This window comes from Serratia sp. SM04 (genome assembly GCF_040280225.1).
Classification (GTDB): Bacteria; Pseudomonadota; Gammaproteobacteria; order Enterobacterales; family Enterobacteriaceae; genus Serratia; species Serratia sarumanii.
On record NZ_JBEOQT010000001.1, the window covers coordinates 478,611 to 504,311 of the forward strand.

General features: G+C 61.7%; 26 protein-coding genes and 1 pseudogene. 21 read left to right on the forward strand and 6 right to left on the reverse strand.

Annotated elements, in window-relative coordinates; all coding sequences use genetic code 11:
* Positions 1–6 precede the first annotated feature (6 nt).
* The 3 genes from gcvH (at position 7) to ABTW55_RS02150 (ending at position 4,439) form a co-directional block, all read left to right on the forward strand.
* Entirely contained in the window at positions 7–393 is a 387-nt protein-coding gene (gene gcvH / locus ABTW55_RS02140) for a glycine cleavage system protein GcvH (protein ID WP_033649434.1), read from the forward strand.
* A 92-nt stretch (positions 394–485) separates the two neighbouring features.
* On the forward strand, positions 486–3,365 hold the full coding sequence (gene gcvP, locus ABTW55_RS02145) for an aminomethyl-transferring glycine dehydrogenase (protein WP_033635855.1): 2,880 nt from the start codon (positions 486–488) through the stop codon (positions 3,363–3,365).
* Positions 3,366–3,473: 108 nt separating this feature from the next.
* Positions 3,474–4,439 carry a zinc-binding alcohol dehydrogenase family protein gene (locus tag ABTW55_RS02150; protein WP_047570626.1) on the forward strand — a complete coding sequence of 322 codons (966 nt, stop codon included), beginning with the start codon at positions 3,474–3,476 and terminating at the stop codon, positions 4,437–4,439.
* Between the two features lie 10 nt (positions 4,440–4,449).
* On the opposite strand, the gene ABTW55_RS02155 is transcribed toward ABTW55_RS02150, so the two are convergent.
* From ABTW55_RS02155 to ABTW55_RS02165, 3 genes are read right to left on the reverse strand one after another with little or no spacing between them, the layout of a single operon-like run.
* Positions 4,450–4,977 (reverse strand): GNAT family N-acetyltransferase, encoded by a 528-nt coding sequence (locus ABTW55_RS02155; RefSeq protein WP_060422112.1) that lies wholly within the window; start codon positions 4,975–4,977, stop codon positions 4,450–4,452.
* Positions 4,974–6,392, reverse strand: coding sequence for an ATP-binding protein (locus tag ABTW55_RS02160; protein ID WP_060422115.1), 1,419 nt, complete (start codon positions 6,390–6,392; stop codon positions 4,974–4,976). Before ABTW55_RS02160 ends, ABTW55_RS02155 begins: the two co-directional genes overlap by 4 nt.
* A 4-nt stretch (positions 6,393–6,396) precedes the next feature.
* Complete coding sequence (locus ABTW55_RS02165) at positions 6,397–7,056, reverse strand: response regulator (protein WP_033654056.1); 660 nt, start codon at positions 7,054–7,056, stop codon at positions 6,397–6,399.
* A gap of 189 nt (positions 7,057–7,245) precedes the next feature.
* On the opposite strand from ABTW55_RS02165, the gene ABTW55_RS02170 reads away from it, so the two are divergent.
* From ABTW55_RS02170 to ABTW55_RS02185, 4 genes and pseudogenes are all read left to right on the forward strand, one after another.
* Positions 7,246–7,479, forward strand: a complete 234-nt coding sequence (locus ABTW55_RS02170; protein ID WP_060422118.1) for a hypothetical protein — start codon at positions 7,246–7,248, stop codon at positions 7,477–7,479.
* A gap of 96 nt (positions 7,480–7,575) precedes the next feature.
* Entirely contained in the window at positions 7,576–8,322 is a 747-nt protein-coding gene (locus ABTW55_RS02175) for an SDR family oxidoreductase (protein ID WP_049232308.1), read from the forward strand.
* A gap of 75 nt (positions 8,323–8,397) precedes the next feature.
* A pseudogene (locus tag ABTW55_RS02180) lies at positions 8,398–8,723 on the forward strand (BrnT family toxin).
* Positions 8,686–9,003 carry a BrnA antitoxin family protein gene (locus ABTW55_RS02185; RefSeq protein ID WP_049194807.1) on the forward strand — a complete coding sequence of 106 codons (318 nt, stop codon included), beginning with the start codon at positions 8,686–8,688 and terminating at the stop codon, positions 9,001–9,003. Before ABTW55_RS02180 ends, ABTW55_RS02185 begins: the two are co-directional and overlap by 38 nt.
* A 224-nt stretch (positions 9,004–9,227) precedes the next feature.
* On the opposite strand, the gene ABTW55_RS02190 is transcribed toward ABTW55_RS02185, so the two are convergent.
* The gene (locus ABTW55_RS02190; protein WP_170929847.1) at positions 9,228–9,872 is read right to left on the reverse strand and encodes a GntR family transcriptional regulator; all 645 of its coding nucleotides are present in this window, start codon (positions 9,870–9,872) and stop codon (positions 9,228–9,230) included.
* Positions 9,873–10,034: 162 nt separating this feature from the next.
* Here ABTW55_RS02190 and ABTW55_RS02195 point away from each other — a divergent pair, with 162 nt between their 5' ends.
* The 12 genes from ABTW55_RS02195 (at position 10,035) to rbsK (ending at position 22,371) form a co-directional block, all read left to right on the forward strand.
* A complete protein-coding gene (locus ABTW55_RS02195; protein WP_033635845.1) occupies positions 10,035–10,748 on the forward strand; it encodes a DUF2848 domain-containing protein in 714 nt (237 codons plus the stop codon).
* Positions 10,748–12,094 (forward strand): amidase, encoded by a 1,347-nt coding sequence (locus tag ABTW55_RS02200; RefSeq protein WP_060422121.1) that lies wholly within the window; start codon positions 10,748–10,750, stop codon positions 12,092–12,094. Before ABTW55_RS02195 ends, ABTW55_RS02200 begins: the two co-directional genes overlap by 1 nt.
* 49 nt (positions 12,095–12,143) lie before the next feature.
* Complete coding sequence (locus ABTW55_RS02205; protein WP_033654061.1) at positions 12,144–12,797, forward strand: DUF4286 family protein; 654 nt, start codon at positions 12,144–12,146, stop codon at positions 12,795–12,797.
* Positions 12,794–14,119 carry an MFS transporter gene (locus tag ABTW55_RS02210; RefSeq protein ID WP_033654062.1) on the forward strand — a complete coding sequence of 442 codons (1,326 nt, stop codon included), beginning with the start codon at positions 12,794–12,796 and terminating at the stop codon, positions 14,117–14,119. Before ABTW55_RS02205 ends, ABTW55_RS02210 begins: the two co-directional genes overlap by 4 nt.
* 311 nt (positions 14,120–14,430) lie before the next feature.
* On the forward strand, positions 14,431–15,249 hold the full coding sequence (locus tag ABTW55_RS02215; RefSeq protein ID WP_033654063.1) for a DeoR/GlpR family DNA-binding transcription regulator: 819 nt from the start codon (positions 14,431–14,433) through the stop codon (positions 15,247–15,249).
* A gap of 49 nt (positions 15,250–15,298) precedes the next feature.
* Positions 15,299–16,282 carry a substrate-binding domain-containing protein gene (locus tag ABTW55_RS02220; RefSeq protein WP_033635841.1) on the forward strand — a complete coding sequence of 328 codons (984 nt, stop codon included), beginning with the start codon at positions 15,299–15,301 and terminating at the stop codon, positions 16,280–16,282.
* Between the two features lie 2 nt (positions 16,283–16,284).
* Positions 16,285–17,802 carry a sugar ABC transporter ATP-binding protein gene (locus ABTW55_RS02225; protein ID WP_049212591.1) on the forward strand — a complete coding sequence of 506 codons (1,518 nt, stop codon included), beginning with the start codon at positions 16,285–16,287 and terminating at the stop codon, positions 17,800–17,802.
* The gene (locus ABTW55_RS02230; RefSeq protein ID WP_033635839.1) at positions 17,795–18,781 is read left to right on the forward strand and encodes an ABC transporter permease; all 987 of its coding nucleotides are present in this window, start codon (positions 17,795–17,797) and stop codon (positions 18,779–18,781) included. Before ABTW55_RS02225 ends, ABTW55_RS02230 begins: the two co-directional genes overlap by 8 nt.
* 10 nt (positions 18,782–18,791) lie before the next feature.
* The gene (locus ABTW55_RS02235; RefSeq protein WP_033654064.1) at positions 18,792–19,826 is read left to right on the forward strand and encodes an ABC transporter permease; all 1,035 of its coding nucleotides are present in this window, start codon (positions 18,792–18,794) and stop codon (positions 19,824–19,826) included.
* Positions 19,827–19,857: 31 nt separating this feature from the next.
* A complete protein-coding gene (alsE, locus tag ABTW55_RS02240; protein WP_033654065.1) occupies positions 19,858–20,529 on the forward strand; it encodes a D-allulose 6-phosphate 3-epimerase in 672 nt (223 codons plus the stop codon).
* 10 nt (positions 20,530–20,539) lie between these two features.
* Positions 20,540–21,448: an allose kinase gene (alsK, locus tag ABTW55_RS02245; protein ID WP_060422124.1), complete on the forward strand. Its 909-nt coding sequence runs from the start codon at positions 20,540–20,542 to the stop codon at positions 21,446–21,448.
* Entirely contained in the window at positions 21,445–22,371 is a 927-nt protein-coding gene (gene rbsK, locus ABTW55_RS02250; protein ID WP_033635835.1) for a ribokinase, read from the forward strand. The genes alsK and rbsK overlap by 4 nt, the downstream gene beginning before the upstream one ends.
* Before the next feature lie 26 nt (positions 22,372–22,397).
* On the opposite strand, the gene ABTW55_RS02255 is transcribed toward rbsK, so the two are convergent.
* Entirely contained in the window at positions 22,398–23,006 is a 609-nt protein-coding gene (locus tag ABTW55_RS02255) for an HD family hydrolase (protein WP_025304127.1), read from the reverse strand.
* A gap of 183 nt (positions 23,007–23,189) precedes the next feature.
* On the opposite strand from ABTW55_RS02255, the gene ABTW55_RS02260 reads away from it, so the two are divergent.
* Complete coding sequence (locus tag ABTW55_RS02260; protein WP_033654067.1) at positions 23,190–23,864, forward strand: hemolysin III family protein; 675 nt, start codon at positions 23,190–23,192, stop codon at positions 23,862–23,864.
* A 150-nt stretch (positions 23,865–24,014) separates the two neighbouring features.
* Complete coding sequence (locus tag ABTW55_RS02265) at positions 24,015–24,512, forward strand: DUF2165 family protein (RefSeq protein WP_033649451.1); 498 nt, start codon at positions 24,015–24,017, stop codon at positions 24,510–24,512.
* Between the two features lie 38 nt (positions 24,513–24,550).
* On the opposite strand, the gene ygfZ is transcribed toward ABTW55_RS02265, so the two are convergent.
* A complete protein-coding gene (gene ygfZ, locus ABTW55_RS02270) occupies positions 24,551–25,543 on the reverse strand; it encodes a tRNA-modifying protein YgfZ (protein WP_060422126.1) in 993 nt (330 codons plus the stop codon).
* Positions 25,544–25,701 lie beyond the last annotated feature (158 nt).

A 25,701-nucleotide genomic window follows, 5' to 3' on the forward strand; every position in this document is an offset into this window, starting at 1 on the left:
CCGGCGATGAGCAATGTGCCAACAGAATTGAAATACGCATCCTCCCACGAGTGGGTTCGTTCAGAAGGTAACGGCGTTTACACCGTAGGCATCACCGAACACGCGCAGGAACTGCTGGGCGATATGGTGTTTGTCGATCTGCCGGAAGTGGGCCGCCGCGTCGCCGCCGGTGAAGATTGCGCCGTGGCGGAGTCCGTCAAGGCGGCGTCGGACATTTACGCGCCAATCAGCGGCGAAATCGTGGCGGTGAACGGCGAGCTGGAAAGCTCCCCGGAACTGGTCAACAGCGAACCTTACGGTGACGGCTTCCTGTTCCAGATTAAAGCCGCCGACGAAGGCGAGCTGGCGAACCTGCTGGACGCCGCGGCTTATCAGGCCTCGATCGACGAGTAATCGTGACCACGCCCCAGGCCTTTTGGCCGGGGCGTTTTAGTTACCGCTCAAGCTATATCCCGTATCACGCAAGCATTCAGGAATTTGTAGCAATGACCCAGACACTCAGCCAACTCGAACACAGCGAAGCGTTCATCGAACGCCACATCGGCTCTTCTGCGGAACAACGCCAGGAGTTGCTGGCAGCGGTGGGCGCTCGCTCGCTCAGCGCGCTGATCCAACAGATCGTGCCGGCGGACATTCAGCTGCCGGGGCCGCCGCCGGTCGGCGACGCGGCGACCGAACACCAGGCGCTGGCTGAGCTGAAGGCGATCGCCTCGCAGAATCAGCGCTACAAATCCTATATCGGCATGGGCTACAGCGCCGTGCTGACGCCGCCGGTGATCCTGCGCAACATGCTGGAAAATCCGGGCTGGTACACCGCTTACACCCCTTATCAGCCGGAAGTGTCGCAGGGCCGTCTGGAAGCGCTGCTGAACTTCCAGACCGTGACCCTCGATCTGACCGGCCTGGATCTGGCTTCCGCTTCGCTGCTGGATGAAGCCACCGCCGCCGCCGAAGCGATGGCCTTGGCCAAACGCGCCAGCAAGCTGAAAGACGCCAACCGCTTCTTCGTGGCTGACGACGTGCATCCGCAGACGCTGGACGTGGTGCGCACCCGCGCCGAAACCTTCGGCTTCGACGTCATCGTCGATAAAGCGGAAAAAGTGCTGGAGCTGGACGGCGTGTTCGGCGTGCTGCTGCAACAGGTGGGTACCACCGGCGAGCTGCACGACTACAGCGCGCTGCTGGCCGAATTGAAATCGCGCAAAATCATCACCAGCGTGGCCGCCGACATCATGGCTCTGGTGCTGCTGACCGCGCCGGGCAAGCAGGGCGCCGACGTGGTGTTCGGCTCCGCGCAGCGCTTCGGCGTGCCGATGGGCTACGGCGGCCCGCACGCCGCCTTCTTCGCCTGCCGCGACGAGTTCAAGCGCTCGATGCCGGGCCGCATCATCGGCGTTTCCCGCGATGCCGCCGGCAACACCGCGCTGCGCATGGCGATGCAGACCCGCGAGCAGCATATCCGCCGCGAAAAGGCCAACTCGAATATCTGTACCTCGCAGGTGCTGTTGGCCAACATCGCCAGCCTGTATGCGGTATATCACGGCCCGCAAGGGCTGCAGCGCATCGCCGGGCGTATCCATCGCCTGACTGACATTCTGGCTGCCGGGCTGCAGAAGGCCGGCCTGACGCTGCGCCACAACACCTGGTTCGACACCCTGACCGTTGAGGTGAAAGACAAAGCGGCGGTGCTGGAACGCGCGCTGAGCTTCGGCATCAACCTGCGTACCGATATCCACGGCGCCGTAGGCATCACGCTGGACGAAGCCACCTCGCGCGAAGACGTGCAGACGCTGTTCGCACTGCTGGCCGGCGACAACCACGGCCTGGACATCGACGCGCTGGACGCGGCGGTGAGCAAGAGCAGTCAATCGATCCCGGCCGCCATGCTGCGTCAGGATCCGATCCTGACCCACCCGGTATTCAACCGCTATCACAGCGAAACCGAGATGATGCGCTATATGCATCGCCTGGAGCGCAAAGATCTGGCGCTGAACCAGGCGATGATCCCGCTGGGCTCTTGCACCATGAAATTGAACGCCGCGGCGGAAATGATCCCGATCACCTGGCCTGAATTCTCCGAGCTGCACCCGTTCTGCCCGCCGGAGCAGGCTGCCGGCTACCAGCAGATGATCGGCCAACTGTCTCAGTGGCTGGTGCAGCTGACCGGCTATGACGCGGTGTGCATGCAGCCGAACTCCGGCGCGCAGGGTGAATACGCCGGCCTGCTGGCGATCCGTCGCTACCACGAAAGCCGCAACGAAGCGGGCCGCCACGTCTGCCTGATCCCGAGCTCCGCGCACGGCACCAACCCGGCATCCGCCCAGATGGCGGGCATGAGCGTGGTGGTGGTCGCCTGCGACAAGAACGGCAACATCGATCTGCACGATCTGCGCGTCAAGGCGGAGCAGGCGGGCGAAGAGCTCTCTTGCATCATGGTGACCTACCCGTCGACCCACGGCGTGTATGAAGAAACCATCCGCGAAGTGTGCCAGATCGTGCATCAGTTCGGCGGCCAGGTGTATCTGGACGGCGCCAACATGAACGCCCAGGTGGGCATCACCACGCCAGGCTATATCGGCGCGGACGTTTCGCACCTCAACCTGCATAAAACCTTCTGCATCCCGCACGGCGGCGGCGGCCCGGGCATGGGCCCGATCGGCGTGAAAGCGCACCTGGCGCCGTTTGTGCCGGGCCACAGCGTCGTGCAGATCGACGGCGTAACCACCCAGCAGGGCGCGGTCTCCGCGGCGCCGTTCGGCAGCGCCTCCATCCTGCCTATCAGCTGGATGTACATCCGCATGATGGGCGCGGAAGGCCTGAAGCAGGCCAGCCAGATGGCGATCCTGAACGCCAACTACATCGCTACCCGCCTGAAAGACGCCTATCCGATTCTGTATACCGGCCGCGATCACCGCGTGGCGCACGAATGTATCCTCGATATTCGTCCGCTGAAGGAAGAGACCGGCATCAGCGAAATGGACATCGCCAAGCGCCTGATCGACTTCGGCTTCCACGCGCCGACCATGTCGTTCCCGGTGGCGGGCACACTGATGGTCGAGCCGACCGAGTCGGAAAGCAAAGTGGAGCTGGATCGCTTTATCGATGCGATGCTGGCGATCCGCAGCGAGATCGACCGCGTCGCCAAAGGCGAATGGCCGCTGGAAGACAACCCGCTGGTGAATGCGCCGCACGTGCAGGCTGAGCTGGTTAACGACTGGCAGCATCCGTACAGCCGTGAGCTGGCGGTGTTCCCGGTGGCCGGTGTGCGCGAGAACAAGTACTGGCCGAGCGTTAAGCGTCTGGATGACGTGTACGGCGACCGTAACCTGTTCTGCTCTTGCGTGCCGATGAGCGACTACGAATAACACGTTCGGCAAAGTTTGTGTTCGGGGGACACCGCATCATGCGGTGTCCCTTTTTATTTTATTGCGGCCTATTCTTTCCCGTACGTTCCCACGATTTGAGGAGTCACCATGCAAGCGGCAATCGTAACAGCGCTGGGGCAAGCCCCGGTTTTCGGCACCTTTGAGGAGCCTCAGGCGCAGGCGAATGAAGTGCCGATCGACGTTCTGGCGGCCGGCATCAAACAGCTGGATCGCGCCACCGTCGCCGGCACCCATTACTCCAGCCCGAAGCAGTTGCCGATCGTACCCGGCACCGACGGCGTGGGCCGGACGGCCGACGGGCAACGGGTGTATTTCGCCTCCTTCCGCCGCCCTTACGGCGCGATGGCTGAGCGCAGCGTCGCGTCATGGACGGTGCCGGTGCCGGAGGCGGTGGACGACGCCACGGCGGCGGCGCTGATCAATCCGGCCTTCGCCGCCTGGCTGCCGCTGCGCTGGCGGGCGGATCTGCAGCCCGGTGAAACGGTGCTGATCATCGGCGCTACCGGCACCTCGGGCAAACTGGCGGTCGCCGCGGCGCGTCAGGCGGGAGCCGGGCGCATCGTTGCCGCCGGCCGTCGGCTGAGCGTGCTGGAAGCGTTGGGCGTGGATGCCACGGTGGATCTGAGCCTGCAGGGCGAGGCGCTGACGCAGGCCTTCGCGGCGGCGGCGGGGCCGGGCGGTTATCAGGTGATCGTCGATTATATCTGGGGTCCGGCGACCGAAGCGCTGCTCGCGACGCTCAATAATCACGATCTCTCGTCTTACGCCGGCGGGCGCGGCATTCGCCTGGTCAACGTCGGCTCGATGGCCGCGCCGGACATCCGGCTGCCGGCGGCGGTGCTGCGCAGCAATCAGCTGCAGATCCTCGGCAGCGGCACCGGCAACTTCCCGCCGATCCCGGAGATGCAGCGCTACGCGACCGAAATTCTGGCGCTGGCGGCAACGGGCGCGCTCACTATCGAGACGCAGGAGCACGCGCTGGCGGAGATCGCCGAGGTATGGGATCTGAACAAGAAAAGCGACGTGCGTTCGGTGATACGCATCGCCCGCTAAGTTCCTGCCGCTAGCAAGGGCAGACCAGGTGAATATCCTCCGGCTCGCGGGCGAACAGCTCGGCATCCGGGCGCTCGATGAGCCGGCACCCTTGCGCCAGATAGAAGTCTACGGTGCTTTTGTTGGGGATGGAGGAGACGTACAGCCCGGCGGCGCCTTCTTGCGCCGCCTGACGCAGGCAGAGCTGGAACAGCTGCTTGCCTAACCCCTGGCCGCGTTGGTGCGCGCTGACGTAAAAGAACAGCAGCTGGCGCAGATCCCGCTGCGGGCCGCGCGGCTCGGTATCCAGCGCCGCCGCCGCCACGATCTCTTCGCCTTCGAAGCGCGCGAAGAACGCGCCGCCGCGATCGAAGCAGGCTTCGTGGATCGGCGTATAGGTTTCCCGGTCGTGCGGATCCCAACCGCGCACGTCGTAGTAGTCCGGGTAGGCTTGCAGTTTACCGTCCTGCAGGCGATACAGGGTGTCGATGATTTCGCTGCGGTCAATATCCCATAGTCGGTCGAGTTGCTGCCGTTGCAGCAGGACAGGGGCGCTCATGATCGTTGTTCACTCTCAGTCTGTGGCCGGTAACTTTCCGGCAAATCGATAATAAAACCGATGCCGCGATCGTCGAGGCCTTCGGTGACGCGCAGCTGCGCGCCGATCTTGTCGGCCAGGTTCCGGGCGATGGCCAATCCCAGTCCGCTGCCGGTCTGCTGCGTGCCGGGCACGCGGTAAAAGCGTTCAAACAGGCGCGGAAGGTGCTCTTCGCTCACTCCGGGGCCGTTGTCGCGCAACGTAATATAGCAGCCGAGCGGTGCCAGTGAACGGATATGGGCTTCGATGCGGCTGCCGGGCGGCGCGTACTTGAGTGCGTTGTCCAGCAGGTTGGTGAAGATGGCGATCAGCGCATGGCGATCGGTGGTTACCACCACGTCCTCGCTGCCGTCGAGCGAGAGTTCCACATCCTTTTCCAGCGCATAGGGGACGTGCTGCGCGATGCATTTTCCGATCTCTGCGTAGATGTCCACTGCCTCGATTTTCAGCGGAAAATCTTCCGCCTCCAGCTTGGCCAGGTTGATCAGCTGGCGTGACAGCGACGCCGCGCGATCCAGCCCCTGCTGCATGTCGCCGATGATCTCCCGGCGCTCCTGCTGCTCGCTGACCTGGGTCAGCAGATGCAGCTGCGCCAGCACGGCGGCGATCGGCGTGCGCAGTTCGTGCGCCGCATCGGCCATAAAGCGTTTCTCGCGCTGATTGGCGGCGTCGATGCGTGCCATCAGTTTGTTGACCTCCACCACCACCGGCCGGATTTCCTGATACTGCTCGCTGACATTGATCGGCGATAGGTTGCCCGGCTGGCGATCGGAGATGGTGCGGGCGATCTGGCGCAGCGGCCGCAGGCTGAAATAGGCGGTAAATAACAAGGTGACGATAATGGCTGCCAGAATGCCCAGCAGTGGTACGGCGGTGCTTTCCGCCGGATTGCCGAACTGCGTGGTGCGATCGTTGAACGATTCGCCGACGATGACCCGATACTGACGCTTTTCGCTCCAGCTGCCGGCGAGATGCCAGTTGGCGCCGGCGTATTTAACGGAGCCGGACAGCACCGAAGGCGGCAGGCGCAGCGGTTCTCCCTGCGTCTGCGAACTGTAAAGCATCCGGTTGTTCCGATCGTAAACCACGAACAGCGGGTGATAGTCGATTTGATCCTGCATGCCATTATTGATGGAATCAATGTACATGCCTTCAATGGTCTTGATGATGCCGAGATAATCGATATTGTCAGTGCCGGTTTCATCGAGAATATTGGCGATGCCTGCGGCGACGATGCGTTGCTGATTATCGAAATATTTCTCCATGTCGGGGTAATACCAATATTTCACCCAGGCGACGAGGAGCCCCCACAATAATAAAATGGCCAGCACCTGGAAAATAATGGTGCGCATAAAGAAGGATTTAAAACCGATCATGCCGCTACTCTTTCTTCAGCAAATAACCAATGCCGCGTACGGTAATAATCCTTTCTTTACCGATCTTGCGCCGTAAATTATGCATGTGCACTTCCAGCGAGTTGCTTTCCACACTGTCGCCGTGGCCGAACAGCCGCTGCTCCAACACCGCTTTGCGCACCACGGTGCCGGCGCAGCGCATCAGTTCATGCAGCAGGTGATACTCTTTTTTCGACAGCATCAGCAGCTCGTTATCCAGCGTCACCTGATGGTTGACCGGATCGAGATACAGCGTGCCGAGGCTCCAGGTTTGCGAAGCAAAGCCGGCCATACGCCGGTTGACCGCCTTGACGCGCGAGATGAGTTCGAGTAGCGCAAAGGGTTTGGCCAGAAAGTCGTCCGCGCCGGAGTCCAGGCTGTTCACCAGGCTTTCGATGCGGTCGCGAGCGGTCAGGATGATGATCGGGATATTTTGCCCGGCGGCCCGCCAGGCGATCAGCTTCTGCAAACCGTCGCCGTCCGGCAGCGTGAGATCCAACAGCATCAAATCGAACCCGCCGGATGAAAGTTTATTTTCCGCGTCGGCGAGCAGGCGCACCCAGCATAAATTAAAGCCGGCCAGCTCCAATGCGCGGCACAGCGCCTTGCCTAATTGCAGGTCGTCTTCCACCAACAGTATGTTCACGTTTTTTCCGCTGAGATCTTTGAGTCGCGCTTATCTAACTATAACGTTGACGGGAAGACAACGGGGAAACCTGCACTGCCTGCACGTTCTTAAGCAAACCTTAATCTGGCTTTAATCTCGCGTTAAGGGAGCAAGAGGGAATTTCAGTTATTTTGCAGCCATTCGAAATCATGACAGAGGGCGCGAAACATGCAGACTGACGGTTCCCCGCTCGCGGGCACCTCGCGGCGGCTGATATATACAGGCGTGGCGACGCTGCTCGTTCTGTTGACGCTGTCTTTTCGCGGCGATGCGCAGAGCCATAGCGACAATGGCCCGCATGCTGCCGGCTTGCAACGGGGGCATCAGGCAGCGACGTCGGACGCCTACGGCTGCGTCAAAACGCGGATTAAAAAGCAGCTGCGCCGCCTGGCTCAGCTTTGAAGCGCTTTTTAGGGCGCAGCTCTATACTCTGACGAGCAAACGGGGCGTCTGCATGCAGGCCGCTGTGTTGACATCGCTAACCAGAGAAAAAACAGTATGACGAAAGTGGCATTGGTGACCGGCGCGAGCCGGGGAATTGGCCGTGCGGCCGCGTTGTTGCTGGCCCGGCAGGGTTATGCAGTGGGCGTGAATTACCTGCGTGACGAAAGCGCGGCGCGGCAGGTGGTGGCGGAAATCGAGGCACAGGGCGGCAAGGCGCTGGCGTTGCAGGCCGACGTGGCCGATGAAGCGCAGGTGATGGCGATGTTCGCCGCGCTGGACGCCCGGCTGGGCACGCTCAGTGCGTTGGTCAACAATGCCGGCATTCTGTTCCGGCAGGCGAACATTGAGCAGTTGACCGCCGAGCGCATCAATCAGGTGCTGAGCACTAACGTTACCGGTTACTTCCTGTGTTGCCGCGAGGCGGTGAAGCGCATGGCGCTGCGCCATGGCGGGCAGGGCGGCGCTATCGTCAACGTTTCCTCCGCGGCGTCCCGGTTGGGGGCTGCCGGGGAATACGTCGATTACGCCGCCTCGAAAGGCGCCGTCGATACCCTGACCATCGGGTTATCGCGCGAGGTGGCGGCGCAGGGCATCCGTGTCAACGGCGTGCGGCCCGGATTCATCTATACCGAGATGCACGCCAGCGGCGGCGAGCCCGGCCGGGTGGATCGCGTGAAGGACAGTTTGCCGATGCAACGCGGCGGCCAACCGCAGGAAGTGGCGGAGGCGATCGCCTGGCTGCTGTCTGACGCCGCGTCTTACGTGACCGGCACTTTTATCGAGGCTGCGGGCGGGCGTTGAACGCATGAGGGGTTTTGACATCCCGCCGTGCGGAGTGTATTTTGATTAAATAACAATCAAAATGTAGTTACAAAAATGTATGTTTATTTTGAATGGAATCAGGATAAAAATCACAGTAACCAGCGCAAACACCGCGTCAGTTTTAAGATTGCGCAACGGGTTTTTCTGGATCCCAACCATTTGGCCGTGCTGGAAAGGATTGAGGATGGAGAAGAACGCTGGCAAACGCGCTCGGTATGGTCGGCTCCTGTTTGCTGTTGCTGGTGGCACATACGACGACCGAAACGGATGTCGAAGGCGATGCCGTAGAGATCGTGCGCATCATTTCAGCACGCAAGGCCGATGCCAAAGAGAGGGGAAGATATGAAGCGCAAAAATTCAGCCAAAAATCTGGCGCATAGCGTACTCCCTCCGTTGACGGGGGAGCAGAAAGCGCAAATTGCTTCACTGAGCGCGCTGCCGGATGAGGATATCGATTATACCGATGCCCCGGCCCTGGGTGAGGAGAAGTGGCAGGCTGCGGTTCAGGGGCGTTTTTATAAACCGATGAAAGTATCGAAAACCATCCGAATCGATGCGGATGTGTTGGCCTGGCTTCAGCGGCCAGGCAAGGGCTATCAGAAACGCCTGAACGCTGTGCTGCGTGAGGCGATGTTGAAAGAGCATGAGCACGAGGAATAATTTGTGTCAGGTGGCTAACGGTCCGGTGAGATTCTCACCGGATTTTTTTGCTGTTTTTTAAGGCAACGCCTACCAACGTCGGCCACCTCTCGACGGAGCTCGGTCAAAACTATAAAAACGGTCATTCCGCGGAGCGTGAAATGTGACCGTTTACCGTTTATCTCCTGCTCATCGGCAGAACAGGGTCATCATAACTATTCCCGATAATATCCTGCGCCGCGGGGTTACCCGTCGTGCAGCAGCGCGCTGCGGAATGACAGGATATGCGCCTGCGCGGCCTCGGCGGCGGCGGCGCTGTCTTGTGCGGCCAGCGCGGCGATAATTGCCCGGTGTTCGTCGATCACTTCGCGCATATGCCCTTCCCGCGACAGGGTGCTGGCCCAAAAACGCTGCGCCCTGGCGTGCAGCACACTCAGGATATCCGCCAGCATGTTATTGCCGGCGATCTGCGCCAGCTCCTGGTGAAACTCATGATCGAGTGTCATCATTCGCACTCTATCTCGCTCCTGGCTCGCGGCTTCGATTTGCCGGTTGAGTTCGGTCAGCGTCGCGATTTGCCTCTCGGTAATCCTCTGGCTCGCCAGCTGCATGCACAGCATCTCGTTAGCCAGCCTTACTTCGATCAATTCCAACGCATCGTCCATCGACAACGGTGAAACCATCACGCCTTTGCGCGGGATGACCTGCAGTAACCCCTCGTTGGCCAAGCGGTGGATTGCCTGATTGATCGGCGTTCTGCCCATATCCAGATCGTTCATCACCTGCGCGGTATTGAGATATTCGCCCGGCTTGTAGCTGAGTGTGACCAGCGCCTGTTTGAAGCGCCGGTAGGCCAGCTCGTTCAGTGAGACGCCGGCTTCTTCCGTCATCGGGCGCTGCGGGCTTTCTGCGTCAACAGTCTTCACGTTTTGCTCCTGCAAGAAGAAAGTTTTTAGACATAGTACACAAAAACATGGCATGAAAATCGCTTATTTGGTAACTAAAGATATAGTGAAATTTCACAGTGTTTTAACAAGAGGGGCGAAACTGCCATGAGACTGACCTTCACTTTACCTGAATCCCGCGGCGCGGCGACGTTGAATGTTGAGATTGATCATCTGGTGATCGCCGGTTGGACCGGACGCGATCGCGAAGCGATCTTGCACCATATTCGTGAATTGGCCGAGCTGGGCGTGCCCCAGCCCAGTGCAATCCCCCTGTTTTACCGCGTTGCCGCCAATCAGTTGAGCCAGCAAGAGACCATTGAAGTCATTGGCAACGCGACGTCCGGCGAAGCGGAGCCGCTGATTTTTGCCCATCGCGGCGAGCTGTTCGTGTCATTGGCGTCCGATCACACCGATCGTCAACTCGAAGCGCACAGCGTGGCGCTGTCGAAACAGATTTGCGTTAAACCGGTGGCGCGAGCAGCCTGGCCGCTGCAGGAGGTGCTGGAACATTGGGACAGTTTGATCTTGCGTTCGTGGATCAAGGAAGAGGGCGAATGGCGATTGTATCAACAGGGCAGCCTTGCCGCGCTGCGTACGCCCGGTGATTTGCTGGAGCGTTACTTCACCGGTATGCAGCCGCCGGAGTGCGGGCTGGCGCAACCGCAAACGCCCGACGGGTTGGCGATGACTTGCGGCACGGTAGCGGCGATCGGCGGCATTCGACCGGCCGGCGAGTTTCGCATGGAACTGGTGGACGATGTGCTTGGGCGCACCATCAGTCACGGTTATCGCAGCATTGAACTGCCGGTGGTGGCGTGATGAAAAAGCTGACGTTGATGCAGGCCAGCGCCGGCCTGGCTAGCGGTGAGTTCACCGCAGCGCAGCTGACCGCCGCCGCTTTGGCGCAGATCGCCGATGAGCGGGGGGAGGGCGCGCGCGCGTTTACGCGAACCTACGCCGAGTGGGCGCAACGGCAAGCGCAGGCCTCCGATCGGCGGCGCGCCGCCGGCTCGCCGCTGTCGGCGCTGGATGGCGTGCCTGTCTCAATCAAGGATCTGTTTGACGTGGCCGGTGAGGCGACCACGGCGGGCTCGCGAGTGTTAGCCGACGCGCCGCCCGCGGAAAAGCACGCTGCGGTAGTGGAACGGCTGTTGCAAGCCGGCGCGGTGGTGGTGGGCAAAACGACGATGACGGAATTCGCCTATTCCGGGCTGGGCATCAACCCGCATTACGGGACGCCGGCCAATCCCTGGGAGCGCCAGGCGGCGCGCATTCCCGGCGGCTCCTCTTCCGGTGCGGCGGTGGCGGTGGCCGACGGCATGTGCCTGGGCGCGATTGGCAGCGATACCGGCGGGTCGGTACGCATTCCCGCCGCGCTGTGCGGGTTGACCGGGTATAAACCCACTGCACGGCGCATCAATGACGCTGGCTTATTGCCGCTGTCGCCTTCGCTGGATTCGATCGGCGTGATTGCTCATGACGTCGGCAGCTGTATTGCGCTGGACGCACTGATTGCCGACAGCCCGCTGTGGGTGCCGCAAAAAAGCTTGGCGCAGGCGCATTTTGCCGTGCCGCAAACGGTGGTGCTGGATGAACTGCAGCCGGCGGTTGCCGAGGCATTCCAGCGCAGCCTGCAATGCCTGTCTCAGGCGGGGGCGCAGATTGAATTCATTCCCGCTACGGCGTTCGCCGAACTGGCCGCGTTCAATGCCAACGGTGGTTTCACCGCGTTGGAGTCCTGGCGCTGGCATCGGGCACTGATCGGTGAACGGGGCGATGGCTATGACCCGCGGGTGCTGTCGCGCATTCGCCGCGGTGCATCCTTGGGCGACGCCGATCTGCAGCTGTTGCAGCGGCAACGCGCCGACTGGCAGCGGCGGATTACGGCGGAGCTGCAGAGGTTTGACGCTCTGCTGATGCCGACCGTACCGATGATTGCGCCAACTATCGGCGAGCTGGCGGCGGATGATGCCTACTTCCGTTGCAACGGACTGATGCTGCGCAATCCCGCGATCGTCAATTTCCTCGACGGCTGCGCGCTGTCCTTGCCCTGCCAGCGGCCGGGCGCTGCGCCGATCGGCCTGATGCTGGCGGGCTTGCCGATGTGTGATGAGGCGCTGCTGGGATGGGCGCTGGCAATCGAACGCCGTCTTGCCGAGGCGTGATTTTCCGGTGGGCGCAGGCCTGCCTTTTGAGATGACCAGGAGAATATCCATGAACGATTCCCCGAACGGAATGCTGTTTGTCGCGACGGATGTCGCCACGCAGGATGATGCGGATTTCAATCGCTGGTATGACCGCGAACACGTGGAGGAGCGGGTGCGGGTGCCCGGCTTTTTATCCGGCACACGCTATCGGGCATTGCAGGGCGGGCGTCAATATTTGGGGCTGTATAAAACCGAATCGTTGGCCAGTTTTACCTCCGAAGCCTATCGCGCCGCGTTTCAACACCAAACGCCTTGGTCGGTGGCCAGCCTGGAGAAAATGCGTGATCCAATGCGCCGGGTGTGTGCGGTGGAGGCGGTCACCGGCCAAGGGTGCGGCAGTCATCTCTGTATCTTCGTGCTGCCGTCGGCGGCATCGGAAGCGCTGCATGCCCGCATCTTGCAACTGGGCGCGCGGCTGGCTGAACAGCCTGGCTTTGTGCGCAGCAGCCTGTTAACGCCGGATGCCGAACTCAGTTCCCCGCTGCCGAAAGAATCGCGAGAAAACCGCCGAATGCTGCCGATGCTATTGATCGAAAGCAGCGACGCCGAAGCCGGCCTGCGTTTAAGCGAGCAGGCCGCTGAAGCGCTGAACATGCCCGCCGCCGATGCCTGGCACTATGCCCTTGGCTGGCAACTGACCGCACAGGAGCTGACATCATGAACGCATACACCACTGAAACGGCACAGGCTGCCGCGCCGGCCGCAGAAAGTGCCGCTGCACCGCCCAATACCGGCAAGTTGGCGGCGGCCAGCTCGATCGGCACGGCGTTGGAATGGTACGATTTCACCGTCTACAACATCATGGCCGCGTTGATTTTCAACCATGTATTCTTCCCATCGTTCGATCCGCTGGTGGGCACGATTCTGGCGTTCTCCACTTACGCGGTGGGTTATGTTTCCCGGCCGATCGGTGGCATCGTGTTCGGTCACCTTGGCGATGTGTTGGGGCGGCGTTTTGTGCTGGTCACCACGCTGGTGATCATGGGCGTGACCACGGCGCTGATGGGATTGTTGCCCGGCTATGCCAGCTGGGGGATTTGGAGCCCGTTGCTGCTGGTGACGCTGCGCTTTATTCAGGGCATTGCGCTGGGCGGAGAATGGGCGGGGGCGGTGCTGTTGTCGATGGAACACGGTAAGCCGCATCAGCGCGGGCGCAACGCGTCCTTTGCTCAGGTAGGGCCGTCCTGCGGTTCGCTGATCGGCACCGGCCTGATTACGCTGGTGACGTTGGCGATGTCGGCGGACGATTTCCAGCAATGGGGCTGGCGGATCCCGTTCCTGCTGAGTCTGGTGCTGGTCATCTTCGGTTTGTGGCTGCGTCGGGGAGTGGGTGAGACGCCGGCATTTTTGCAACTGGAGGCGTCGAAAGATGTTACGCAGTCGCCGATCCGCGAAGTCTTCACGCAGCACATGCGCCCACTGCTGATCGCCGGCGGATCGCGTATCGGCTCTGACGTGCTCTATGCGTTGGTGGTCGTGTTCACGTTGACCTACGTCACCACCGTGCTGAATCTGCCGCGCCCGCTGGCGCTGGGCGCCACCATGCTGGGGGCGATAGGCAACGCCGTCGCGGTACCGCTGTTTGGCGCATTGTCGGATCGCTTCGGCCGTCGTCCGGTGTATATCGGCGGTGCATTGGCGGCGATCGCGTGGGCGTTTGCATTCTTCGTCCTGCTCGACAGCAGTCAACCGGTGTTGATCTGCATGGCAGTGGTGATCGGGCTGTTGATCCATGCGGCGATGTATGGGCCACAGGCGGCCTTCATCACGGAACAGTTCCCGACACGGGTGCGTTATGCCGGATCGTCGTTAGCCTATACCTTGGCGGGGATTATCGGTGGCGGCTTTGCCCCGCTGATCATCACTTCGTTGTTTAAATCTTACGACAGCACGCTGGCGATTTCCGCCTATGTCGCGTTGGCTCTGCTTATCACGCTTTGGGCGGTATGGGCGGCGCGGGAAACGGCGCATAAGCCGCTGTAAATAGAATGCCGGGCTACTTTAGGCCCGGCGTTCGGTCAAAACCACAAAAACGGTCATTAACGGTCATGTTGCGGAACGTGGAATTGTGACCGTTTACCGTTTATCTCCTGTCTGCCTAAGACGCACGCGCATCATAACTGCCTGTTACTCCACACTTTCATAATTATTCATTTCATTTTCCTCCCGATTTTTTTGACAACTATCACACCGCCATCGTTGACCGATCGCGGGGCGATGCGCTTTGCGTCTGCGCGCAAAACGCGGCGCGGCAAATCGATATCGTAATCAACGTCGTGGAGGAGAAAAGAAACATGCTGCCTGTAGAACGTCATCGTTTTATCACCGAAGTCTTGAGCCAGCGCGGCCGCGTGATGGTGCAGGAGGTGGCGCAGCTGTGCCACATCTCTATCGAGACGGCGCGGCGTGATCTGGCCTTGCTGGAACGGCGCGGCCTGCTGCTGCGCAGCCACGGCGGCGCGGTGTTCGTCGAGCCGCCGGCGGTGGAGAAAACCTATGTGCCCGCCGAGATAGACCAGGGGGAATCTTTCCGCCAGCGCAGCAACGAGGCGCCGGAGCAGAAGACGCGCATCGCCAAACGCGCGCTGGAGTTTATCGCGCCGGGGGATTGCCTGCTGCTGGACAGCAGCTCCACCAGCTGGTTTTTGGCGCGCCAACTGCCGGATATCTCGCTGGTGGTGTTGACCAACTCGCTGCACATCATCCAGACGCTGGCCTGCAAGGCCAACGTACGCACCATCGCACTGGGGGGCGAGTATTCCGCCAAGTATGAGGATTTTATCGGCGTGCTGGCGGAGCAGATGCTGAAAGAGTTCGTGATCAACAAGCTGTTTTTCTCCTGTCACGGCATCTGCCAGGACGGCGGCATCCGCGAAAGCAACGAGCACCATGCGCGGCTGAAGCAGCAGATGCTGCTGGCGTCGGAACGCAAGTTCCTGCTGGTGGACAGCAACAAGTTCGGCCGCCGCTCGTTCGCGCGCATCTGCCACTACCGGGAGATAGATACCTTAATCACCGATCGGCTCAGCGACGACGAATTTCGTCAGGAACTGGCCTGGAACAACGTCGACGTGATTGAAGTTTCACCCGCCGCGAAAAGGGCGGCGCGATAACAACAACGAAACCCCCTTATTTACAGCCAACACTTGTGGAGAGAGAACAATGAAAAAATCCGTACTGGTCGGTCTGTTTGCCTCGCTGCTGCTGTCGCTATCCGCGCAGGCGGCGGACAAGCTGAAAATGGGCGTGGTGGTGAAGATCGGCGGCATTCCGTGGTTCAACGCCATGGAGGCCGGCATCAAAAGCGAAGGCGCCAAACGCGGCATCGACGCCTGGATGGTCGGGCCGACGGCGGCGGATCCGGCGCTGCAGGTGCGCGCCATCGAAGATCTGATCGCGCAGAAGGTGGACATCATCGGCGTGGTGCCGAACGACGCCCGGGTGCTGGAGCCGGTGCTCAAGCGCGCGCAGGAGGCGGGCATCAAGGTGATCGTGCACGAATCCCCCGGCCAGAAGTACGCCGACTGGGACTTTGAGCTGGTGGACGCCTCGCAGCACGGGGTCAACCACATGAAAGCGCTGGCCGCCTGCATGAAAGAGCAGGGCAAGTACGCGGTGTACGTCGGCAGCCTGACGGTGCCGCTGCATATCACCTGGTCGGACTCGGCCATCAACTACCAGAAGCAGCACTACCCGAACATGCAGCTGGTGGGCGACAAGTTCGGCGTGGGGGAATCGCTGGATGACAGCGTGCGCACCACCAACGATCTGATGGCCAAATATCCCGATCTGAAAGGCGTGCTGGCGTTCGGATCGCAGGGGCCGATCGGCGCCGGGCGCGCGGTGCTCAACCGCGGCAAAAGCAACGATATCTGCGTCATCGGGCCGTTCAGCCCGGGCCAGGGCGCTTCGCTGGTCAATCGCGGCGCCATCAAGGGCGGTTACATCTGGAACCCGATGGTGGCGGGCGAAGTGTTCGTGCGCATCGCCGACATGATGCACAAGGGAGAAAAAATCACCGACGGCATGACCATCGAAGGCATGGGCAAGGTGCAAGTGGATGCGCAGCAGCACACCATTCTCGGCAACGCCACTGAAAGCCTGGATAAGCAAAACCTGCCGAAGCTGGTGAAGATGGGGCTGTAATCATGGCGATTTCCGGCAATACGGCAACCCAGGGCGCGCCGCTGATCGCGCTGCAACAGCTGTCGATGACCTTTGGCGGGCAACGTGCGCTGAACGCTATCTCGCTGGCGCTGATGCCGGGGGAAGTGCACTGCCTGGCCGGCACCAACGGCTGCGGCAAGAGTACGTTGATCAAGGCGATCGCCGGCGTGTATCAACCGGACGACGGCAGCCGCATCACCATCGACGGGCACACCTTCGGCCGGCTGTCGCCGGATCAGGCGCGCGCCTTCGGCATTCAGGTGATCTACCAGGATCTGTCGCTGTTTCCCAACCTGACGGTGGCGGAAAACATCGCCTTCGAGCACAACCTGCATGGGTTGCTGGGATGGTACCGCCCGGCGCGGCTGCGGCGCACCGCCGAGCGGCTGCTGCAGGAGCTGAGTTTCCATCTGGATCTCGATAAACGGGTGGCGGAGCTGCCGATCGCCCAGCGGCAGCAGGTGGCGATCTGCCGCGCGCTGGTGGCGGAGGCGCGGCTGGTGATCATGGATGAACCGACCGCCTCGCTGACCCGCACCGAGGTCAATCAGCTGCTGCGCACGGTGGATTACCTGAAAGCGAAAGGCATCTGCGTGGTGTTCGTCAGCCATCGGCTGGACGAGGTGCTGGAGATCTCGGATCGCGTCACGGTGATCCGCGACGGCAACAAGATCGGCACCTGGCCGGCGGCGGAGATCACCGGCGATCGTCTGACCGAGCTGATGACCGGTCTGAAGCTGGACTATCGCCTGAAGTCACCGAGCATGAATAAGGATCGGGTGCTGCTGGAGGCGGATCGCCTCAGCCGCGCCGGGCAGTATCAGGACGTGAGCTTCCGGCTGCATCAGGGTGAGGTGCTCGGTCTATGCGGGCTGCTCGGCTCCGGGCGCACCGAGCTGGCGCTGAGCCTGTTCGGCATGACTCGGCCGGACAGCGGCAAGCTCTACCTCGACAGCAAACCGGTGCGCTTTCGCGGCCATGAGGACGCGATCAAGGCCGGCATCGGCTACGTCTCGGAGGATCGCCTGACGCTCGGCCTGGTGCAGCAACAGTCGGTGGCGGACAACGCGGTACTGACCATTCTCGATAAGCTGCGCGGGCGTTTTCGCCTGATTGACGACTACCGCAAGAATCGCATCGTCGCGGAGTGGATCGCCAAACTCGGCGTGCGGGTGGCGGATCCGGAGCAGGCGGTTTCGACGCTGTCCGGCGGCAATCAGCAAAAGATCGTGTTGGCCAAGTGGGTGCTGACCCAGCCACGGATCCTGATCCTCGACTCGCCGACCGTCGGCGTCGACGTCGGCGCCAAGGCCAGCATCTACCAACTGATCCATCTGCTGGCGCAGGAGGGGATCGCCATTTTGCTGATCTCCGACGAAGTGCCGGAGGTGTATTACAACTGCGATCGGGTGCTGCACTTCAGCGGCGGCAGCGTGATCGGCGAGTACCTGCCGGGGCAGGTGAGTCAGCAACAGCTGGCGGAGGCGGTCAATGCGTAGATTCAGCCTGAAACCGCGCGGTAACGAAGGCTACCTGGCCTGGGTGCTGTTGCTGACGGTCATCGTCTTTTCGCTGCTCAGCGAGCAGTTTTTAACGGTGCAAAACCTGCTCGATCTCTGCGAAAGCTATGCGGTGAGCGGCATCTTTGCCCTCGGCCTGTTCGTGGTGCTGGTGACCGGCGGCATCGATATCTCCTTCGCTGCGGTGGCCTCGGTGGTGCAGTACCTGATCGCCACGCTGGCGACCCATTACGGCCTGGCCAGCCCGGCGGGCAGCATTCTGCTGGCGTTGGCGATCGGCGCCGCGCTGGGCATGGTCAACGCGCTGCTGATCTACTGCCTGCGCATCGTCTCGATCATCGTCACCATCAGCATGCAGGCGTTGTTGTTCGGCATGCTGATGTGGCTGACCAACGGCCGCAGTCTGTACGCGCTGCCGGACTGGTGGACGCTGCCGCGCAGCGTGCTGCCGTTCCAGTTGGGTGAACAGAGCTATCAGCTCGGTTTGCCGACGCTGGTGATGCTGGCGGTGGCGCTGCTGACCTGGCTGCTGCTGAACAAGACGCACCTCGGGCGCCAGCTGTTTGCCGTCGGCGGCGATGCGGAATCGGCGCGGCGCATCGGCATTCGCGTCGGCCTGCTGCACCTGTTCGCCTACGGCTATCTGGGCGTGATGGCGGCGATCGGCGGCCTGGTGCAGGTGTACCGCATGGGCGAAGTGGTGCCCAACGCGCTGGTGGGCGGCGAGCTTGACGTACTGGCGGCGGCGGTGCTGGGCGGCGCCAGCCTGAACGGCGGCAAAGGCAGCGTGATCGGCACGTTGATGGGCGTATTCCTGATCGGCGTGCTGAAAAACGGCCTCAACCTGATCGGCGTGTCCAGCTACTTCATGAACGTGGTGATCGGCCTGGTGATCGTCGCGGCGATCACCGTCACTCACTACAAGAAACGCAAAGAAACCGACGTCGGTTTCGCCTGAGGAGCGCCTGATGGGCAACTACCTGAAATTTCGTCCGGACGGCACCGCCGTCGGCCTGTTGGCGCTGCTGGTGGCGGTGGTGCTGGCCTTCAGCCTGCTGATGCCGGGGCGCTTCTTCAGCGGCGCCACCTTCACCAGCGTGGCGTTCCAGCTGCCGGAGCTGGGCCTGCTGACCCTGGCGATGTTCATCCCGATCCTCAGCGGCGGCCTGAACCTGTGCATTATCGCCAGCGCCAACCTGACCAGCCTGCTGATGGCCTGGCTGTTCATCAGCTATCTGCCGCCGGACGCCGGGCTGGGGCTGCAGGCGCTGTGGCTGGTGTTGGCGCTGGCGGCGGCGATGCTGCTGGCCGTGACGATCGGCGCGGCGACCGGCGCGCTGGTAGCCTACGTCGGCGCCCATCCGATTCTGGTGACGCTGGCAACCATGACTACGGTCAACGGCATCGGCATCTACCTGACGCGCGGCGCGGCCCTGAGCGGCATGCCGGAGATCGTGCGATTTATCGGCGCCGAGCGCGTGCTGGGCGTGCCGGTACCGCTGTGGATCTTTCTGGCGGTCGCCGTGCTGCTGGCGCTGTTCTTGCAGAAAACCCGGCTCGGCAAATGCATCTACATGAGCGGCAGCAACATCAACGCCACCCACTTCAGCGGCGTGAATACCCATCGGGTGCTGATCGCCATTTACACCCTCTCCAGCCTGCTGTGCGTGATCGCCGGGCTGGTGATGATGGCGCGCTTCAACTCGGCGCGCATGGGCTACGGCGACTCTTACCTGCTGCTGACGGTGCTGGCGATCATTCTGGGCGGCACCGATCCGTTCGGCGGTTTTGGCCGGGTCAGCGGCGTGGTGCTGGCGCTGATCGTGCTGCAGGTGATCGCCACCGGTTTGAACCTGATGAACGTCAGCCCGCACTTCAGTCTGGCGATGTGGGGCGCGGTGCTGATTGCGGTGCTGGCGCTGAAATTTTTCCGCCATCGCTATCGGCAGCGGCGGGCGATGCGCCGCAGCGCGGCCCAGGCCAGAGCCGCGGCAGGCCACTGATCCTTTTTCCCTTTTGCGCAGGATAACGCTAATGAAATACCAGATTTCACCTTCACTGATGTGCATGAACCTGATGGATATCCGGCAGCAATTGGCGGTGCTGAACCGCCGCGCCGATATGCTGCATATCGACATCATGGATGGGCACTACGTTAAAAACATCACGCTGTCGCCGTTCTTTATCGAACAGATCCGCCCGCACACCTCATTGCTGCTGGACGTGCATCTGATGGTGGAGAACCCGACCGATTTTATCGACCCAATCGCCCGCGCCGGCGCGGACTTTATCTGCCCGCACGCCGAAACCATCAACCGCGATGCGTTCCGGGTGATCAACCAAATCCGCGCGCTGGGCAAAAAAGTGGGGGTGGTGCTGAACCCGGCTACGCCGGTGGAGTTTATCCGCCACTACCTTCATCTGCTGGATAAGGTTACGGTGATGACCGTCGATCCGGGCTATGCCGGGCAGCCGTTCATTCCCGAAATGCTGGAAAAGATCCGCCAGTTGCGCGATCTGAAACGCCAACAAAACCTGAGCTATCTGATCGAGATCGACGGATCCTGTAACCAGCGCACCTACCGCGATTTGATGGGCGCCGGCGCGGAAGTGTTGATCGTCGGCAGCTCCGGGCTGTTCAACCTCGATCCGGATCTGGAGACGGCATGGGAAAAAATGCTGGATCAGATGCGGCAGGCGGCCTGAGGCGGGGGACATGATGCGGCATTTTCTTGGCGTAGACGTCGGCGGCACCAACACCCGCCTGCTGTTGATGGATGATGACGGCGAGTTCAGCGGTTACCGCAAGATGGCGACCGCCGATTGGGCACGACAGGCCGATCCGCTGGCGGCGTTGGGCCGCCTGATCGCCGGGCATTGCCAGGATCGTCAGGTGGCGCAGGTGATGCTGGGGCTGCCGGGTATCCTCAGCCGCGATCGCTCGCGGGTGCTGTCGCTGCCGTTCATTCCGGCGTTGGATGCTCAGCCGGTGGCGGCGCTGTTGGCCGATTTGCTGGCGCTGCCGGTGCGGATGGATAAAGACGTCAATCACCTGCTGTGGTGGGACTTGCAGCAGCTGCCGGCGCTGCCGCAGGTGGCGGTGGGGCTGTATTTGGGCACCGGCATGGGCAATAGCCTGTGGCTGAACGGCGATTTTTACCACGGGGCGCACGGCGCCGCCGGCGAGCTGGGGCACATTCCCTGGCCGGGCCATCAGGGCGAGTGCCCGTGCGGTAAACGGGGCTGCGTCGAGAGCCTGACCGCCGGTCACTGGCTGACCGGCTGGGCGCATGCCAACGCGGCGCAAACGCCGTTCGAACGGCTGTTCGAACGCCACGGCGAACATCCGGATCTGCGGCGCTTCGTCGAACGATTGGCGCAGACCATCGCCATCGAAATGAACGTGCTCGATCCAGAGCGGCTGATCCTGGGGGGCGGCGTGATCGCCATGAATGGTTTCCCGTTGGCGCAGCTGGAGCAAGAGATCCGCCGCCATCTGCGCGGGCCGCAGCCGGCGCAGGGGCTGGCGATCTCCATCAGCCGCCTTAGCGATGAAACCGGCAGCAAAGGCGCCTGCCTGGCCGCCCGGCGCCATTTCCAATTGAGCAGGGAGTACCCGCAATGAAAGGCAAAGTCTGCGTGTTCGGTTCGTTCAACCTGGATATCGTCGCCGGCATGGCGCGCTTTCCGCAGCCCGGCGAATCGCTGATCGCCCGCAACAGCATGATGGGCGCGGGCGGCAAGGGCGCCAATCAGGCCACCGCCGCGCTGCGCGCCGGGGCGCGGGTGCATTACATCGGCAAGGTGGGGCGCGACGACTTCGGCACCTTCGCCCGGCGCCACCTCGCCGCCGCTGGTTTCGATGCGGTGACGCTGTTCTCGACCGGCGATTGCCCGACCGGCAATGCGCTTATCTATGTTGCCGGCGAGGAGGCGGAGAACATGATCGCCGTCGATCCCGGCGCCAACCTGACGGTCAGCGAAGATGAGGTGCGCCAGTGCCGGCCGGCGATCGCCGCGGCGGACATTCTGTTGACCCAGCTGGAGAACAATCTGCCGGCGATTGAGCAGGTGATCGCCATCGCCCGCGAGGCGCAGACGTTCATCATTCTCAACCCGGCGCCGTTTCAGCCGGTGCCGGACAGCCTGCTGGCGCAGGTTGATATGCTGACGCCCAACGCCACCGAGTGTACGTTGCTGACCGGCGTGCCGGTGCGGGATGCGGCTTCGGCGCGCCAGGCGGCGCAGGTGCTGCACGCCAAGGGCATTCGCTTGCTGATCGTGACCTTGGGCACGCAGGGGGCGTTGTTCTCGGACGGGGAAAACAGCGAACTGATCCCGGCGTTTCCGGCGCAGCCGAAAGACACCACCGGCGCGGGCGATGCGTTTAACGGCGCCCTGGCGGCGCAGCTGGCGAATCAGGTGCCGTTAGCCGATGCGGTGCGCTTCGCCGCCGCCTACGCGGCGGTCTGCGTGGAGCGCGCCGGGGCGGCGGGATCGATGCCGAGCTATGAGGAGGCGTTGGAACGCCAACGGGCGTTCGCGTGACGATAACGGGCGGCGGCCTGGTTTACTTACTTCAACCAGCCTTTGCGCTGCGCATCCCGCAGGTGTTGCTCCATGTGGTGCCACAGCTCGGGGTGCACGTCGGCGATCGATGCATTGCGCGCCAGCACCTGCTCCAGGCTGATGCCGTTTTCCACCCAGCTCTGGCCTTCATTGTGCAGGTTCATCAGCATCGGCATGGTGCGATCCAGCAGCAAGGCGAAGCGTGCATCGGCGCTTTCGCCATCTTCATATTCCTGCCATAAAGCGGTGAAATACTCGCGCTGAGCCTCCGGCAACATGCCGAACAGGCGGCGCGCCGCTGCCACTTCCTGATCGTGGATCGCCGCGCGGGCCGCCAGATCGTAGACCAGCACGTCGCCGGCGTCGATTTCCACAATGTCATGCAGCAGCGCCATCTGGATCACGCGCTGAATGTCTACGTCATCACCGGCGTAGGGCGCCAGGCTCATGGCGGCGATGGCGAAGTGCCAACTGTGTTCGGCGGAGTTTTCCTGGCGCTGGGTGCCCAGCACTTTGGTGCGGCGTTGCACGCCTTTCAACTTATCGATTTCCATCAGGAACTGGATGACCTGGGTCATTGAGCCGAAATCTAACGCGGGTACAGCGGATGACATGGTGTAAACCTCAAGGTGGGTGGGTTGAAGCCTGACGATTGTAGACCACCAGACGGGCGATTTCGATGGTTACACGCGTTCACATTTTTATTTTAGCGTACACGTGTACACTGGAATTATTCTCAGTTAAGCTGCTTTGCGTTAATTTCGCACAAAGCAGGGCATTTTGAGGGGTTGCGCGTTATGGGGAAAACGGACGTAGTGAAAGCCGGGAACAATAAGATTGTCGCCGCGGCTTATCCTTGGGCGGAAGAGATCGCCAACAGCATCAGCCACGGCATCGGGCTGGTGTTCGGTATCGTCGGCCTGGTGTTGCTACTGGTGCAGGCGGTGAATACCGGCGCCGATGCGACGGCCATCACCAGTTACAGCCTGTACGGCGGCAGCATGATCCTGCTGTTTCTCGCTTCCACGCTGTACCATGCGATCCCGCATCAGAAGGCCAAGCATTGGCTGAAAAAATTTGACCACTGCGCCATTTATCTCCTGATTGCCGGGACTTACACCCCGTTTCTGCTGGTGGGGCTGGATTCGCCGTTGGCGAAGGGCCTGATGGCGGTAATCTGGGGATTGGCGCTGCTGGGCGTGCTGTTCAAGCTGGCCTTCGCCCACCGTTTTGAAGCCCTGTCGCTGATAACCTACCTGACGATGGGCTGGCTGTCGCTGATCGTGATTTATCAGCTGGTTACGCGGCTGGAGGCCGGCGGCGTCACGCTGCTGGCGATTGGCGGGGTGGTCTATACCCTCGGCGTGATTTTCTACGCCTCCAAGCGCATTCGCTTTGGCCACGCCATCTGGCACGCCTTCGTGCTCGGCGGCAGCGCCTGCCATTTCATGGCGATCTACCTCTACGTCTAAACGTTATCGCTACGTCTGAATGCGTATTGAACGGGCGCCTCTTTTGTTTTAAAAAAGAGGCGCTTGCTTCTTTCGGGTATCCAGCAAGCCCGTTCTTTCATTTCTGAGCCCGCATACTCTTTCTCTAAACTTTGTTCAGGACTCATCACGATGATCGTTCGCTTATCCAAAGCGCTGCTGGTCTGCGCTATCGCTTTGTTCGCTTCGCTGGTGGCCTTCGGCAATATCACCGATTACGGCTCCAACTTCGCCTTCGTGCGCCACGTCTTTATGATGGACACCATTTTCCCCGACGCCACCATCGGCTACCGTTCGATACAAACGCCGTGGCTGCATCACGCCGGCTATATCTTCATCATTGCGCTGGAGAGCCTGACCGCGCTGCTGTGCTGGATCGGCGGCCTGCGCTTGCTGTGCGGCCTGAAACTGCCCGCTAAAGCTTTCAACGGCAGGAAAAAGCTGGCGGTAGTGGGGCTGACGCTGGGCTTCCTCACCTGGCAGGTCGGCTTTATGTCGATTGGAGGCGAGTGGTTTGGCATGTGGATGTCGAAACAGTGGAACGGCGTGCCCGATGCGTTTCGCTTCTTCGTCACCATCATTCTGGTGCTGATTTATCTGGTGCAGCGCGACGGGGAGTTGGACGAGTAACGAAGACGGCCGCAGGCAGGGCGCCTGCGGCCGACGGATTATTTTTCTTCGGCCAGCGAATACGGCAGCGGTTTGATCGCCAGCTGGCTGGCGGCATCCTCGCGCACCCGCAGCTTGCTGTCGGCGTCCAAATCGTTGTTCATCACCACCTGCACCCACAGCCTGCCGTCGGCCAGTTGGCTCGACGCCAATACGGTGCCGGTGCGGCGCCAGTTTTCACCCAGCTGCAGCTCCAGGTCTTCCGCCGCCTGCGGGGCGCGGGCGGCCTTACCTTCCAGCCAGTAGAGCGCACGTTTGTTGGCGCCGCGGAATTTGGCGCGCGCCACCATCTCCTGACCGGTATAGCAGCCTTTGCTGAAGCTGATGCCTTCCAGCGCCTGCAGGTTGGTGGCCTGCGGGATCAGCTGCGCGCTGTTGGCGGCGTCGATAACCGGATAACCGGCCTCGATCTCCAGCGCCAGCCACTGGCTGCTGTCATTCAGTTCTGCCTGGTCATGCAGTTTGCCGATCAACTGTTCGGCCACGGCAGGGCGGGTCACCAGCAGAAAACGTTCCGCCGGCGCGTTGAAGTGCAGAATCGTGGTCTCGCCGTCCTGCACCACCGGGCGCTCGGCGCTCGGCAGCGTGGCGAACAGATCCGCCAGCGCGGCGCGCGCCTGGAAACCGGCGACGCCCAGCAACACCGCGTCGTTATCGGCGGCGATGGTGACTTTGGAGAACACCGCGTATTTTTTGATTTCCGCCAGCTGGCTGTCCAGCACGCTGCGGCGTTCCAGATAGGCGAAGCCTTCGCCACGGTGGAACAGACGCAGGTTGCTCCACATTTTGCCCTTGGCGTCGCAGTGGGCGCACAGCACGTGTTGATCGGCCGCCAGCGCGTCGATGTCCGCCGTCACCTGGCCCTGGAGATATTTCACCGTGTCCGGCCCGTTCAACGTCACCAGCGCCCAATCTTCCAGCGAGATCAGCGTCAGGGGCAGATGGGTGGATGCGGAGGGCTGACGGGGTGGGAATGGAATGTTATGCGCCATAGTAAGTTCCTGCTCAACGTTTAGCTTACCTGAAGGGTATTGAACCCATGGTAAAAGAGGCGGCGGGCTTTGCAAACTGTTATTCGCGCCGCGGCGCCGGGGTGCGCTTTTTTTGGCATTTTGCGCTTTATTACGCTTTCCGCAGCAAAGCGCCTTCC

What these genes read in the sequence shown, in the direction of transcription:
- gcvH (WP_033649434.1), top strand. Translation starts at nt 7, where the DNA reads ATGAGCAATGTGCCAACAGAATTGAAATACGCATCCTCCCACGAGTGG.
- gcvP (WP_033635855.1), top strand. Translation starts at nt 486, where the DNA reads ATGACCCAGACACTCAGCCAACTCGAACACAGCGAAGCGTTCATCGAA.
- ABTW55_RS02150 (WP_047570626.1), top strand. Translation starts at nt 3,474, where the DNA reads ATGCAAGCGGCAATCGTAACAGCGCTGGGGCAAGCCCCGGTTTTCGGC.
- ABTW55_RS02155 (WP_060422112.1), bottom strand. Translation starts at nt 4,977, where the DNA reads ATGAGCGCCCCTGTCCTGCTGCAACGGCAGCAACTCGACCGACTATGG.
- ABTW55_RS02160 (WP_060422115.1), bottom strand. Translation starts at nt 6,392, where the DNA reads ATGATCGGTTTTAAATCCTTCTTTATGCGCACCATTATTTTCCAGGTG.
- ABTW55_RS02170 (WP_060422118.1), top strand. Translation starts at nt 7,246, where the DNA reads ATGCAGACTGACGGTTCCCCGCTCGCGGGCACCTCGCGGCGGCTGATA.
- ABTW55_RS02175 (WP_049232308.1), top strand. Translation starts at nt 7,576, where the DNA reads ATGACGAAAGTGGCATTGGTGACCGGCGCGAGCCGGGGAATTGGCCGT.
- ABTW55_RS02185 (WP_049194807.1), top strand. Translation starts at nt 8,686, where the DNA reads ATGAAGCGCAAAAATTCAGCCAAAAATCTGGCGCATAGCGTACTCCCT.
- ABTW55_RS02190 (WP_170929847.1), bottom strand. Translation starts at nt 9,872, where the DNA reads ATGACGGAAGAAGCCGGCGTCTCACTGAACGAGCTGGCCTACCGGCGC.
- ABTW55_RS02195 (WP_033635845.1), top strand. Translation starts at nt 10,035, where the DNA reads ATGAGACTGACCTTCACTTTACCTGAATCCCGCGGCGCGGCGACGTTG.
- ABTW55_RS02200 (WP_060422121.1), top strand. Translation starts at nt 10,748, where the DNA reads ATGAAAAAGCTGACGTTGATGCAGGCCAGCGCCGGCCTGGCTAGCGGT.
- ABTW55_RS02205 (WP_033654061.1), top strand. Translation starts at nt 12,144, where the DNA reads ATGAACGATTCCCCGAACGGAATGCTGTTTGTCGCGACGGATGTCGCC.
- ABTW55_RS02210 (WP_033654062.1), top strand. Translation starts at nt 12,794, where the DNA reads ATGAACGCATACACCACTGAAACGGCACAGGCTGCCGCGCCGGCCGCA.
- ABTW55_RS02215 (WP_033654063.1), top strand. Translation starts at nt 14,431, where the DNA reads ATGCTGCCTGTAGAACGTCATCGTTTTATCACCGAAGTCTTGAGCCAG.
- ABTW55_RS02220 (WP_033635841.1), top strand. Translation starts at nt 15,299, where the DNA reads ATGAAAAAATCCGTACTGGTCGGTCTGTTTGCCTCGCTGCTGCTGTCG.
- ABTW55_RS02225 (WP_049212591.1), top strand. Translation starts at nt 16,285, where the DNA reads ATGGCGATTTCCGGCAATACGGCAACCCAGGGCGCGCCGCTGATCGCG.
- ABTW55_RS02230 (WP_033635839.1), top strand. Translation starts at nt 17,795, where the DNA reads ATGCGTAGATTCAGCCTGAAACCGCGCGGTAACGAAGGCTACCTGGCC.
- ABTW55_RS02235 (WP_033654064.1), top strand. Translation starts at nt 18,792, where the DNA reads ATGGGCAACTACCTGAAATTTCGTCCGGACGGCACCGCCGTCGGCCTG.
- alsE (WP_033654065.1), top strand. Translation starts at nt 19,858, where the DNA reads ATGAAATACCAGATTTCACCTTCACTGATGTGCATGAACCTGATGGAT.
- alsK (WP_060422124.1), top strand. Translation starts at nt 20,540, where the DNA reads ATGATGCGGCATTTTCTTGGCGTAGACGTCGGCGGCACCAACACCCGC.
- rbsK (WP_033635835.1), top strand. Translation starts at nt 21,445, where the DNA reads ATGAAAGGCAAAGTCTGCGTGTTCGGTTCGTTCAACCTGGATATCGTC.
- ABTW55_RS02255 (WP_025304127.1), bottom strand. Translation starts at nt 23,006, where the DNA reads ATGTCATCCGCTGTACCCGCGTTAGATTTCGGCTCAATGACCCAGGTC.
- ABTW55_RS02260 (WP_033654067.1), top strand. Translation starts at nt 23,190, where the DNA reads ATGGGGAAAACGGACGTAGTGAAAGCCGGGAACAATAAGATTGTCGCC.
- ABTW55_RS02265 (WP_033649451.1), top strand. Translation starts at nt 24,015, where the DNA reads ATGATCGTTCGCTTATCCAAAGCGCTGCTGGTCTGCGCTATCGCTTTG.
- ygfZ (WP_060422126.1), bottom strand. Translation starts at nt 25,543, where the DNA reads ATGGCGCATAACATTCCATTCCCACCCCGTCAGCCCTCCGCATCCACC.